Origin of the sequence: Serratia sp. CY44782 (assembly GCF_052168715.1) — a bacterium.
GTDB lineage: Bacteria > Pseudomonadota > Gammaproteobacteria > Enterobacterales > Enterobacteriaceae > Serratia > Serratia nevei.
The window spans coordinates 136045-148471 of the sequence record NZ_JBJNME010000009.1 but is presented as its reverse complement, the minus strand read 5'-3'; the positions used below and the strand labels follow the sequence as shown (position 1 = coordinate 148471).

At 60.5% G+C, this 12427-nt stretch carries 9 protein-coding genes and 1 tRNA gene; all 10 read left to right on the top strand.

Annotation, left to right across the window (positions count from 1 at the left end):
- Positions 1-46 precede the first annotated feature (46 nt).
- The 10 genes from uhpA (at position 47) to dppF (ending at position 12215) form a co-directional block, all read left to right on the top strand.
- On the top strand, positions 47-637 hold the full coding sequence (uhpA, locus tag ACJ8HT_RS18200) for a transcriptional regulator UhpA (protein WP_004934117.1): 591 nt from the start codon (positions 47-49) through the stop codon (positions 635-637).
- Positions 634-2178 carry a signal transduction histidine-protein kinase/phosphatase UhpB gene (uhpB, locus tag ACJ8HT_RS18195; RefSeq protein ID WP_197653137.1) on the top strand — a complete coding sequence of 515 codons (1545 nt, stop codon included), beginning with the start codon at positions 634-636 and terminating at the stop codon, positions 2176-2178. Before uhpA ends, uhpB begins: the two co-directional genes overlap by 4 nt.
- 95 nt (positions 2179-2273) lie before the next feature.
- Positions 2274-3605 carry an MFS transporter gene (locus ACJ8HT_RS18190; RefSeq protein ID WP_089181519.1) on the top strand — a complete coding sequence of 444 codons (1332 nt, stop codon included), beginning with the start codon at positions 2274-2276 and terminating at the stop codon, positions 3603-3605.
- A gap of 120 nt (positions 3606-3725) precedes the next feature.
- Positions 3726-3802 (top strand) — tRNA-Pro (locus ACJ8HT_RS18185).
- A gap of 426 nt (positions 3803-4228) precedes the next feature.
- Positions 4229-5920: a glycosyl hydrolase family 18 protein gene (locus tag ACJ8HT_RS18180; RefSeq protein WP_194572444.1), complete on the top strand. Its 1692-nt coding sequence runs from the start codon at positions 4229-4231 to the stop codon at positions 5918-5920.
- Positions 5921-6521: 601 nt separating this feature from the next.
- Positions 6522-8129 carry a dipeptide ABC transporter periplasmic-binding protein DppA gene (dppA, locus tag ACJ8HT_RS18175; RefSeq protein WP_047729481.1) on the top strand — a complete coding sequence of 536 codons (1608 nt, stop codon included), beginning with the start codon at positions 6522-6524 and terminating at the stop codon, positions 8127-8129.
- 170 nt (positions 8130-8299) lie between these two features.
- Entirely contained in the window at positions 8300-9319 is a 1020-nt protein-coding gene (gene dppB / locus ACJ8HT_RS18170) for a dipeptide ABC transporter permease DppB (RefSeq protein ID WP_043129106.1), read from the top strand.
- 11 nt (positions 9320-9330) lie between these two features.
- A complete protein-coding gene (gene dppC, locus ACJ8HT_RS18165; RefSeq protein WP_038874021.1) occupies positions 9331-10233 on the top strand; it encodes a dipeptide ABC transporter permease DppC in 903 nt (300 codons plus the stop codon).
- Between the two features lie 15 nt (positions 10234-10248).
- On the top strand, positions 10249-11229 hold the full coding sequence (gene dppD, locus ACJ8HT_RS18160) for a dipeptide ABC transporter ATP-binding protein (protein WP_038874024.1): 981 nt from the start codon (positions 10249-10251) through the stop codon (positions 11227-11229).
- Positions 11226-12215 carry a dipeptide ABC transporter ATP-binding subunit DppF gene (gene dppF, locus ACJ8HT_RS18155; protein ID WP_197653136.1) on the top strand — a complete coding sequence of 330 codons (990 nt, stop codon included), beginning with the start codon at positions 11226-11228 and terminating at the stop codon, positions 12213-12215. Before dppD ends, dppF begins: the two co-directional genes overlap by 4 nt.
- Positions 12216-12427: the final 212 nt, after the last annotated feature.

Sequence of the window (12427 nt, the reverse complement as noted above, 5' to 3'; positions counted from 1 at the left end):
GTGCATACGGTATACTTGCGCACTTCCCTTCTAACCGGAGATTTCCATGACCCTGCGCGTGGCGTTTATCGACGATCATGACATTGTGCGCTCGGGCTTTGTGCAGCTGCTGTCGCTGGAGGCCGATATTCAGGTGGTGGGCGAGTTCAGCAGCGCGGCGCAGGCGCGCGCCGGCCTGCCGGGGCTGGAGGCGGAAATCTGCATCTGCGACATTTCGATGCCGGACGGCAGCGGGCTGGATCTGCTGGCGGACATTCCCTCCGGCATCCGCGTGGTGATGCTGTCGATGCACGACAACCCGGCGCTGGTGGAAATGGCGCTGGAACGCGGCGCCAGCGGTTTCCTCTCCAAGCGCTGCAAGCCGGAAGATCTGATCACCGCGGTGCGCACCGTCGCCGGCGGCGGCGTCTACCTGATGCCGGAAATCGCCCAGCAGCTGGCGCGGGTGAGGGTCGATCCGTTGACCCGCCGCGAGCGCGAAATCGCGCTATTGCTGGCGCAGGGCCAGGAGGTGCGCGAGATCGCCGCCGCCTTGGGGCTGTCGCCGAAGACGGTGCATGTGCATCGCGCCAACCTGTTCGCCAAGCTGGGCATCAACAATAACGTCGAGCTGGCCAGACGGATGCTGAACCTGTGACGCAGCGCCTGATCACCCAGCTGGCGCTGTTTTTCATCTACGCCGCCAGCGCCTTTTGCCTGTGGGGCATCGGCACCGCGCTGATCGACCCGCCCTGGCAGGCGCTGCTGCTGTTCCCGTTCGGCCTGCGCATGGGCATTTTGCTGCAGAGCCCGTACCGTTTCTGGCCGGGGATCCTGCTGGCCGACCTGCTGCTGATGGCGCTGCTGGCGGACCAGTTCGGTTACGGCCCGGCGCTGTGGGCGTCGGTGGCGGTGCTGGTGTTGACGGTGCTGCTCAGCCTGCTGGCCTCGCCGTGGCTGTTGCGCCATCAGCAGAGCGACAGCGAATGGCGGTGGCCGCTGTTGCAGGGCGCGGTGGTGGCCGCCGCCGCCTTGCTGCAGGCCCTGGTATGGCAGCTGGTGAGCGGCGAAGGCGCCCGCGCGCTGCTGCTCGGCCTGACCGGCGGTTTCACCATCGCGCCGACCTGCCTGCTGTTGTGGCACTATCTGGCGCGCCAAATCTGGGTGCCGCTGGAGCCGGGGCTGATCCACAAGCCGGTGGAGCTGCGCCTCGGCCACTTGGCCAGCTATCTGCTGTTGTTTGCGTTCAGCATCTGGCTGCAGCAGCAGGTGAACGCCGCCGAGCTGCGCCGTTTCGCGCCGTTCTGCCTGGCCATTCCTATCGTGTTCATGTCTTACCGCTACGGCTGGCAGGGCGCGCTGTTGGCGACGCTGCTCAACGGCGTGGCGCTGATGGTCAACGAGCCGCCGCAGCCGGAGTCGCACCGCGATCTGCTGCTGTCGCTGCTGGCCCAAAGCCTGACCGGGCTGCTGCTGGGCGCCGGCATTCAGCGCCAGCGCGAGCTGAATCAGCAACTGCGGCTGCGGCTGGCGGAGAACCGCCAGCTGGCGCGGGCGCTGGTGACGGCGGAGGAGCAAACCCGGCGCGAGGTGGCGCGCGACCTGCACGATGAAGTGGGGCAGACCATCACCGTGATCCGCACCCAGGCCAGCATCGTCAAGCGCCTGGCGCCGGAACCGGCGGTCATCGGCTGCGCCGACGCCATCGATGCGTTGGCACTGCGGGTCTACGACGGGGTGCACGACGTGCTGACCCAGCTGTGGCCGGCGGCGCTGAACAACCTGCCGCTGTCGGCGGCGGTGGCGGCGATGCTGCGGGAGTCGCTGCCGCAGGACGCGTCGCTGGTGAGCAGCCTGCAGTGGCAGGTGCCGGACGAGCTGCTGGATGAAACGCTGAGAATCACGCTGTACCGGGTGTGTCAGGAAGGGGTGACCAATGTGTGCCGCCACGCCGGTGCCAGCCGCCTGGAGCTGGACGCGCGCCTGCAGCCGCGCAAAGGCGCCGCGCCGCTGATCGCCCTGACCATCCGCGACAACGGCGTGGGTTTCGATGCGGAAAACCATCAGCCGGGGTATGGCCTGCGCGGCATGCAGGAGCGCATCAGCGCCCTCGGCGGCAGCCTGCGGTTCACCGCTGAACGGGGCGCCTGTTTGAGTGTGATCTTGCCCACAGTTTCACCGGCGCAAGCGCCAAACTAGGAAAAACTCCTAGCCGCGTCGGGAATCCGGCGTAAGCCTCCCGCGCGCGCGAGGAGCATCATAGCGGCACTTTATTCAATCCTCTGAGGTTCCACATGTGGTCTTTCCTTAAAAGCCGCTCGGACGCGCCGCAGGTCACCGATCAACGGCAGATCGACGCCAGCTACAAATACTGGCGCATCCAGCTGATGTGCACCATGTACATCGGCTACGCCGCGTTTTACTTCACGCGCAAAAGCTTCAACTTCATCATGCCGGCGATGCTGAGCGATCTGGGCCTGACGATGTCCGACGTCGGCATCCTCGGCACGCTGTTCTACATCACCTACGGCTGCTCGAAATTCATTTCCGGCATGATCAGCGATCGCTCCAACCCGCGTTACTTTATGGGGCTGGGCCTGATCATGACCGGGGTGCTGAATATCTTCTTCGGCCTCAGTTCGTCGCTGCTGATGCTGGGCACGCTGTGGATCCTCAACGCCTTCTTCCAGGGCTGGGGCTGGCCACCGTGCTCCAAAATCCTCACCAGCTGGTATTCGCGCTCCGAGCGCGGCAGCTGGTGGGCGATCTGGAACACCTCGCACAACGTCGGCGGCGCGCTGATCCCGCTGCTGGTGGGCTTTATCTCGCTGCACTTCAGCTGGCGTTACGGCATGATCATTCCCGGCATCATCGGCGTGGTGCTCGGCCTGCTGATGTGCTGGCGCCTGCGCGACAAGCCATCCACCCTGGGGCTGCCAAGCGTCGGCAAATGGCGTAACGACGCCATGGAGCTGGTGCAGGAATCGGAAGGCCAGGGGCTGAGCAACCGCGAGATCATCAAACGCTATGTGCTGACCAACAAGTACATCTGGCTGCTGGCGGTCTCTTACGTGCTGGTGTACATCGTGCGCACCGCGATCAACGACTGGGGCAACCTCTACCTGACGCAGGAAAAGGGCTACTCGCTGATGACCGCCAACTCGGCCATTTCGCTGTTTGAAGTGGGCGGCTTTATCGGTTCGCTGGTGGCCGGTTGGGGCTCCGACAAGCTGTTCCGCGGCAACCGCGGCCCGATGAACCTGATCTTCGCCATCGGTATCTTCCTGTCGGTGGCGGCGCTGTGGCTGATGCCGGGCGTGACCTACCTGCTGCAGGCCTGCTGCTTCTTCGCCATCGGCTTCTTCATCTTCGGCCCGCAGATGCTGATCGGTATGGCGGCGGCGGAGTGCTCGCACAAGGATGCGGCGGGCGCGGCGACCGGTTTCGTCGGCCTGTTCGCCTACCTGGGCGCGGCGCTGTCCGGCTACCCGATTGCGCGGGTGATGGAGATCTGGCATTGGAACGGCTTCTTCGTGGTGATTTCCATCGCCGCCTGCCTGTCGGCGCTGTTCCTGCTGCCGTTCCTGCGTGCGCAGACGCCGGCACTGAAACCGGCCAACGCCTGAGTAAAATGCGCTGCGCAACCCCCGGCGCAGCGCATTATGGCGCTTTTATCACCACTTGAAATGCAGGGGCAAAAAAGTGATTGACGCCTATAACCGCCAGCAGTAAGATGCGCCCCGCATCGGCGAGTAGCGCAGCTTGGTAGCGCAACTGGTTTGGGACCAGTGGGTCGGAGGTTCGAATCCTCTCTCGCCGACCACCATTCGAAAAACCTGCTTTTTAAAGCAGGTTTTTTTTCGTCCGTCGTTTATGAGGATGAGTACCTCCTCCGACAATTGTCAGCTGCGCTTTATGGCACGCGTCAATCTGCCGTCCTCGTGAAATATATTTATCCTTTACGCTTAATTAATTCACACTCCTTATTCCCATTAGGCTGTTTTTCTCATATTTAAATAAATTCATGCTTGCCAAATAAAACCCGGTTGATAGCGCTCTTGTTTTCACGTTTTTTTTACCTATAGTCTGAATGGACAACGCGGGAGCTCTTATTCCCGCCGCGTGGGAAATACCGTGATTATTTATTAACGTTAATCTTCGTGGATTATTGCGGGATCATTTTGCTCCGGCAATGCGTGGCGACGATTAACTCTTTTATGTTTATCCTCTCGGAATAAAGGAATCAGTTATGCGCAAATTTAATAAACCGCTGTTGGCGCTGTTGATCGGCAGCACGCTGTGTTCCGCGGCGCAGGCCGCCGCACCGGGCAAACCGACCATCGCCTGGGGCAACACCAAGTTCGCCATCGTCGAAGTCGATCAGGCGGCCACCGCTTATAATAATCTGGTGAAGGTAAAAAATGCCGCCGACGTTTCGGTTTCCTGGAATTTATGGAATGGCGACACCGGCACGACGGCAAAAATTTTATTAAATGGCAAAGAGGCGTGGAGCGGCCCTTCAACCGGATCTTCCGGTACGGCGAATTTTAAAGTGAATAAAGGCGGCCGTTATCAAATGCAGGTGGCGTTGTGCAATGCCGACGGCTGCACCGCCAGCGACGCCACCGAAATTGTGGTGGCTGACACCGACGGCAGCCATTTGGCGCCGTTGAAAGAGCCGCTGCTGGAAAAGAATAAACCGTATAAACAGAACTCCGGCAAAGTGGTCGGTTCTTATTTCGTCGAGTGGGGCGTTTACGGGCGCAATTTCACCGTCGACAAGATCCCGGCGCAAAACCTGACCCACCTGCTGTACGGCTTTATCCCGATCTGCGGCGGTAACGGCATCAACGACAGCCTGAAAGAGATCGAAGGCAGTTTCCAGGCATTGCAGCGCTCCTGTCAGGGCCGCGAGGACTTCAAAGTCTCGATCCACGATCCGTTTGCCGCGCTGCAAAAAGCGCAGAAGGGCGTCACCGCCTGGGATGACCCCTACAAGGGCAACTTCGGCCAGCTGATGGCGCTGAAGCAGGCGCGCCCTGACCTGAAAATCCTGCCGTCGATCGGCGGCTGGACGCTGTCTGACCCGTTCTTCTTCATGGGTGACAAGGTGAAGCGCGATCGCTTCGTCGGCTCGGTGAAAGAGTTCCTGCAGACCTGGAAGTTCTTCGACGGCGTGGATATCGACTGGGAGTTCCCGGGCGGCAAAGGTGCCAACCCGAACCTGGGCAGCCCGCAGGATGGGGAAACCTATGTGCTGTTGATGAAGGAGCTGCGGGCGATGCTGGATCAGCTGTCGGCGGAAACCGGCCGCAAGTATGAGCTGACCTCCGCCATCAGCGCCGGCAAGGACAAGATCGACAAGGTGGCTTACAACGTCGCGCAGAACTCGATGGATCACATCTTCCTGATGAGCTACGACTTCTACGGCGCCTTCGATCTGAAGAATCTGGGGCATCAGACCGCGCTGAATGCGCCGGCCTGGAAACCGGACACCGCCTACACCACGGTGAACGGCGTCAATGCGCTGCTGGCGCAGGGCGTCAAGCCGGGCAAGATCGTGGTCGGCACCGCCATGTATGGCCGCGGCTGGACCGGGGTGAACGGCTACCAGAACAATATTCCGTTTACTGGCACCGCCACCGGGCCGGTTAAAGGCACCTGGGAGAATGGCATCGTGGACTACCGCCAAATCGCCAGCCAGTTCATGAGCGGCGAATGGCAGTACACCTACGACGCCACGGCGGAAGCGCCTTACGTGTTCAAGCCTTCCACCGGCGATCTGATCACCTTCGACGATGCCCGCTCGGTGCAGGCCAAAGGCAAGTACGTGCTGGATAAGCAGTTGGGTGGCCTGTTCTCCTGGGAGATCGATGCGGACAACGGCGATATTCTCAACAGCATGAACGCCAGCCTGGGCAACAGCGCCGGCATTCAATAATCGGTTGCAGTGCGTTGCCGGGGGATATCCTTTCGCCCCCGGCTTTTTCACCGCCGAAAGTTTTTTTACGCCGCACAGATTGTGGCCCTCGCCGGCGCAAAGCGCGGCCATCGGACTCACCCTTTTGGGTAATCCTTCAGCATTTCCTCCTGTCTTTAACGGCGATCACAAAAATAACCGTTCAGATATTCATCATTCAGCAACAAAGTTTTGGGGTTTTTTAACGGAGTTAAAAACCAGTAAGTTTGTGAGGGTCAGACCAATGCGCTAAAAATGACCGCTTAGCATAAATTTTCATGCTGGAACTGTTAACAAAAGGTTTTTTTTATGTTTGTTTGCTGTTTCTCACAGTCTGCGTAAATCCCCACTGGTTATATTGACGACACCCCAAACAGTTGGCAACTTGATAGCCTCAGGGGTAAGAGCGAGAGTTGTTTGAGTGAATTCCACGCGCTCAGACGTCCCCGCCGCGATGCGTTCCATCCGGCATTCTCTCCTCGTACGCCTTCTGCCTTCGGGCGCCGATCGCACAGGCCACGCAATAAAAAATACAGGTCTGGCGGCAATTACACACATCACATCACACAATGGAGCACTAACGATGACACGTTCCTTGGGTAAATCGGGGGTTCTGAAATTCGGCATTGGGCTGATCGCGCTGACCGTGGCGGCCAGCGTTCAGGCCAAGACGTTGGTTTACTGTTCTGAAGGTTCCCCGGAAGGGTTCAACCCGCAGCTGTTTACCTCCGGCACCACCTACGACGCCAGCTCGGTACCGATCTACAACCGCCTGGTCGAATTCAAAATCGGCACCACCGAACTGCAGCCGGGCCTGGCTGAGAAGTGGGACGTCAGCGAAGACGGCAAAACCTACACCTTCCACCTGCGCAAAGGCGTGAAGTGGCAGAGCAGCAAAGACTTCAAACCGACGCGCGACTTCAACGCCGACGACGTGGTGTTCTCCTTTGAGCGCCAGTTGGATGCGAACAACGCCTACCACAAAGTGTCCGGCGGCAGTTACGAATACTTTGAAGGCATGGACATGCCTAAGCTGATCGCCAAGATTGAAAAAGTGGACGACAACACCGTGCGCTTCGTGCTGAACCGCCCGGAGGCGCCGTTCCTGGCTGACCTGGGCATGGACTTCGCGTCCATCCTGTCCGCCGAATATGCCGACGTGATGATGAAAGCCGGCACGCCGGAGAAAGTCGACCTGAATCCGATCGGCACCGGTCCGTTCCAGCTGCTGCAATACCAGAAAGACTCCAAGATCCTGTACAAGGCATTCGACGGTTTCTGGGGCACCAAGCCGAAGATCGATCGCCTGGTGTTCTCCATCACGCCTGACGCCTCCGTGCGCTACGCCAAACTGCAGAAAAACGAATGCCAGGTGATGCCGTACCCGAACCCGGCCGATATCGCCCGCATGAAGCAAGACAAGTCCATCAACCTGATGGAACAGCCGGGCCTGAACGTGGGTTACCTGTCGTTCAACGTCGAGAAAAAGCCGCTGGATAACCTGAAGGTGCGCCAGGCGTTGACCATGGCGGTCAACAAGCAGGCGATCATCGACGCGGTTTATCAGGGCGCGGGCCAGGCGGCCAAGAATCTGATCCCGCCGACCATGTGGGGCTATAACGACGCGGTACAGGATTATGCTTACGATCCGGCCAAGGCGAAAGCACTGCTGAAAGAAGCGGGCATGGCCGACGGTTTCAGCATCGACCTGTGGGCGATGCCGGTACAGCGTCCTTACAACCCGAACGCGCGCCGCATGGCGGAAATGATCCAGGCCGACTGGGCCAAGATCGGCGTGAAAGCCAAAATCGTGACCTATGAGTGGGGTGAATATCTCAAGCGCGCCAAAGCGGGCGAGCACCAGACGGTGATGATGGGCTGGACCGGCGACAACGGGGATCCGGATAACTTCTTCGCCACGCTGTTCAGCTGCGCGGCGGCGAAAGACGGCTCCAACTACTCCCGCTGGTGCTACAAGCCGTTTGAAGATCTGATTCAACCGGCGCGCGCCGAATCCAACCACGACAAGCGCATCGAACTGTACAAGCAGGCGCAGGTGGTGATGCACGATCAGGCTCCGGCGCTGATTGTCGCACACTCCACCGTGTACGAGCCTGTGCGTAAGGAAGTGAAAGGCTACGTCGTGGATCCACTCGGTAAGCATCACTTCGAGAATGTCTCTGTAGACTGATTTCGACCGCTTTACCGGAGACGCACGAATGGACTTGCAGGGGCGCAACAGGTTTGCGCCCCTGCTGACCAGTCTCCGGCGTATGGCCGTCGAATCGTTCAAAGGCATGTGAGCGTTAATAAGCCTGGCGGACGATGAGCTGCCGGGCATTGATACAGAGAGTTCGGGATATGTTGCAGTTCATACTCCGACGTTTGGGGTTAGTTATCCCAACGTTTATCGGCATTACATTGCTGACTTTTGCATTCGTCCATATGATCCCCGGCGACCCGGTGACCATCATGGCCGGGGAACGCGGTATCTCCGCCGAGCGCCACGCGCAGCTGATGGCGGAAATGGGGCTGGACAAGCCGCTCTATCAACAATATTTCTCCTACGTGTCCAACGTGCTGCACGGCGATCTGGGCACCTCACTCAAAAGCCGCATCTCCGTCTGGAGCGAGTTCGTTCCGCGCTTTCAGGCCACGCTGGAGCTGGGCTTCTGCGCGATGCTGTTCGCGGTGCTGGTAGGCATCCCGGTCGGGGTACTGGCGGCGGTCAAGCGCGGCTCGGTCTTCGATCACACCGCGGTGGGCATCTCGCTGACCGGCTATTCGATGCCGATTTTCTGGTGGGGCATGATGCTGATCATGCTGGTGTCGGTGCAGCTTAACCTGACGCCGGTGTCGGGACGCATCAGCGACACGGTCTTTCTCGACGACAGCCATCCGCTGACCGGCTTCATGCTGATAGACACTCTGATCTGGGGCGAGCCGGGCGACTTTATCGACGCGGTGATGCACATGATCCTGCCGGCCATCGTGCTGGGCACTATCCCGCTGGCGGTGATCGTGCGCATGACCCGCTCCTCGATGCTGGAAGTGTTGGGTGAAGACTACATCCGCACCGCGCGCGCCAAGGGCGTGAGCCGCATGCGGGTGATCGTCGTTCACGCGCTGCGCAACGCGCTGCTGCCGGTAGTGACGGTGATCGGGCTGCAGGTCGGCACCATGCTGGCCGGCGCCATCCTGACGGAAACCATCTTCTCCTGGCCGGGACTGGGCCGCTGGCTGATCGACGCGCTGCAGCGCCGCGATTACCCGGTGGTGCAGGGCGGGGTGTTGCTGGTCGCCTGTATGATCATTCTGGTTAACCTGCTGGTAGACGTGCTCTACGGCGTGGTCAACCCGCGTATTCGCCACAAGAAATAAGGGGCGCTCTCATGTCTCAAATTACTGAGTCTGCAGTTAAAGGTGCGCCGAAGCCGATGACCCCGTTTCAGGAGTTCTGGCACTATTTCAAGCGCAATAAAGGGGCCGTGGTCGGCCTGGTGTATATCGTTCTGATGCTGGTGATCGCGCTCGGCGCCGGGGTGCTGGCGCCGCATGCGCCGGCGGATCAGTTCCGCGACGCGCTGCTCAAGCCGCCGGTGTGGCAAGAGGGCGGCAGCTGGCAATATCTTCTCGGCACCGACGACGTGGGCCGCGACGTGCTGTCGCGCCTGATGTACGGTGCGCGCCTGTCGCTGCTGGTCGGCTGTCTGGTGGTGGTGCTGTCGCTGATCATGGGCGTGGTGCTCGGCCTGCTGGCCGGCTACTTCGGTGGCGCGGTGGACGCGGTGATTATGCGCGTCGTCGACATCATGCTGGCCCTGCCGAGCCTGCTGCTGGCGCTGGTGCTGGTGGCGGTGTTCGGGCCGTCGATCGTCAACGCCTCGCTGGCGCTCACCTTCGTCGCGCTGCCGCACTATGTGCGTCTGACGCGTGCGGCGGTGCTGGCGGAAGTGAACCGCGATTATGTCACCGCTTCGCGGGTGGCGGGCGCCGGCGCGCTGCGCCAGATGTTCGTCAACATTCTGCCTAACTGCCTGGCGCCTTTGATCGTGCAGGCTTCTCTCGGTTTCTCGAACGCCATTCTGGACATGGCCGCTCTCGGCTTTCTGGGCATGGGCGCGCAACCGCCGACGCCGGAGTGGGGCACCATGCTCTCCGACGTGCTGCAGTTCGCGCAAAGCGCCTGGTGGGTAGTGACCTTCCCCGGCCTGGCGATCCTGCTGACGGTGCTGGCATTTAACCTGATGGGGGACGGTTTGCGTGACGCTCTCGACCCCAAACTCAAGCAGTAACAGAGGACGAGAGAGATGGCGTTATTGAATGTAGACAAGCTTTCGGTGCACTTCGGTGACGAAGGCACCCCGTTCCGCGCGGTAGACCGCATCAGTTACAGCGTGGAGCAAGGCCAGGTGGTCGGCATCGTCGGTGAATCCGGCTCCGGCAAATCCGTCAGCTCGCTGGCGATCATGGGCCTGATCGATTTCCCCGGCAAGGTGATGGCCGACAAGCTGGAGTTCAACGGCCAGGATCTGCGCAAGATCTCCGAAAAGGAGCGCCGCCAGCTGGTGGGTTCCGAAGTGGCGATGATCTTCCAGGATCCGATGACCAGCCTGAACCCGTGCTATACCGTCGGTTACCAGATCATGGAGGCGCTGAAGGTGCATCAGGGCGGCAACCGCCGCACTCGCCGCCAGCGCGCTATCGACCTGCTGACCCAGGTGGGCATTCCCGATCCGGCCTCGCGGCTGGACGTGTACCCGCACCAGCTTTCCGGCGGCATGAGCCAGCGCGTGATGATCGCCATGGCCATCGCCTGTCGGCCGAAGCTGCTGATCGCCGATGAGCCGACGACCGCGCTCGACGTGACCATCCAGGCGCAGATCATCGAACTGCTGCTGGACCTGCAGCAGCGCGAAAACATGGCGCTGGTGCTGATCACCCACGATCTGGCGCTGGTGGCGGAAGCCGCGCACCACATCATCGTGATGTATGCCGGCCAGGTGGTGGAATCCGGCAAGGCGGCGGAGATTTTCCGCGCGCCGCGCCATCCTTATACCCAGGCGCTGCTGCGCGCGCTGCCGGAGTTCGCCGCCGACAAGGCGCGGCTGGCTTCGCTGCCGGGCGTGGTGCCGGGCAAATACGATCGCCCGACCGGTTGCCTGCTCAACCCGCGTTGTCCCTACGCCAACGAGCGCTGCCGTAACGAGGAGCCGGAACTGCGCAGCATTCCCGGCCGTCAGGTTAAATGTCACACACCGCTGGATGATGCGGGGAGGCCGACCGTATGAGCCAGAATCAACCTTTACTGCAGGCGATCGACCTGAAGAAGCATTACCCGGTGAAAAAGGGCCTGTTCGCGCCGGAGCGGCTGGTCAAGGCGCTGGACGGCGTCTCCTTCACCCTGGAGCGCGGCAAGACCCTGGCGGTGGTCGGCGAGTCGGGCTGCGGCAAATCGACGCTCGGCCGCCTGCTGACGATGATCGAAGTGCCGACCGGCGGCGAGCTATACTATCAGGGGCAGGATCTGCTGAAGCCGGACGTCTCGGCCGAGAAACTGCGCCGCCAGAAGATCCAAATCGTGTTCCAGAATCCTTACGGATCGCTCAACCCGCGCAAGAGGGTCGGGCAGATCCTCGAGGAGCCGCTGTTGATCAATACCCCGCTCAGCGCCGCCGAACGGCGGGAAAAAGCGCTGGAGATGATGGCGAAGGTCGGCCTGAAGACCGAGCATTACGACCGCTACCCGCATATGTTTTCCGGCGGCCAGCGTCAGCGTATCGCCATCGCCCGCGGGCTGATGCTGAACCCGGACGTGGTGATCGCCGATGAGCCGGTGTCGGCGCTGGACGTGTCGGTACGCGCTCAGGTGCTGAACCTGATGATGGATCTGCAGCAGGAGCTGGGGTTGTCCTACGTGTTCATCTCGCACGATCTGTCGGTGGTGGAACACATCGCCGACGAGGTGATGGTGATGTACCTCGGCCGCTGCGTGGAAAAGGGCAGCAAAGAGGCGATCTTCAACAATCCGCGCCATCCGTACACTCAGGCGCTGCTGTCGGCGACGCCGCGGTTGAACCCGGATATGCGCCGCGAGCGCATCAAGCTGACCGGCGAACTGCCCAGCCCGATGAACCCGCCGCCGGGCTGCGCGTTCAACGCCCGCTGCCGCCGCGCCTTCGGCACCTGCGTGCAGCTGCAGCCGCAGCTGAAACAGTACGGTGAGCAGATGGTGGCCTGCTTTGCGGTCGATCAGGACGAACATCCGGGGGCGTAAAGCGTCGGATTTTCCTGCTTAAACCAAACGCCGGCATAGCGCCGGCGTTTTTTATTATTCAATCAATGGGTTAATAAGTAGGGGGCGCCATAGTCCGTTGTTTTAATTAATTCCCTAATTAAATCCTGATAAACGTTATTTTTTTAAGAATCTTCGCATGAAAATAATAATCGAATAATAGGGTTCAACGGTTTGTTGTTAATAACCTTCTA

Coding starts and splice junctions, on each gene's coding strand:
- ACJ8HT_RS18190 (WP_089181519.1), top strand. CDS start 2,274: ATGTGGTCTTTCCTTAAAAGCCGCTCGGACGCGCCGCAGGTCACCGAT.
- dppD (WP_038874024.1), top strand. CDS start 10,249: ATGGCGTTATTGAATGTAGACAAGCTTTCGGTGCACTTCGGTGACGAA.
- dppF (WP_197653136.1), top strand. CDS start 11,226: ATGAGCCAGAATCAACCTTTACTGCAGGCGATCGACCTGAAGAAGCAT.
- dppC (WP_038874021.1), top strand. CDS start 9,331: ATGTCTCAAATTACTGAGTCTGCAGTTAAAGGTGCGCCGAAGCCGATG.
- dppA (WP_047729481.1), top strand. CDS start 6,522: ATGACACGTTCCTTGGGTAAATCGGGGGTTCTGAAATTCGGCATTGGG.
- dppB (WP_043129106.1), top strand. CDS start 8,300: ATGTTGCAGTTCATACTCCGACGTTTGGGGTTAGTTATCCCAACGTTT.
- ACJ8HT_RS18180 (WP_194572444.1), top strand. CDS start 4,229: ATGCGCAAATTTAATAAACCGCTGTTGGCGCTGTTGATCGGCAGCACG.
- uhpA (WP_004934117.1), top strand. CDS start 47: ATGACCCTGCGCGTGGCGTTTATCGACGATCATGACATTGTGCGCTCG.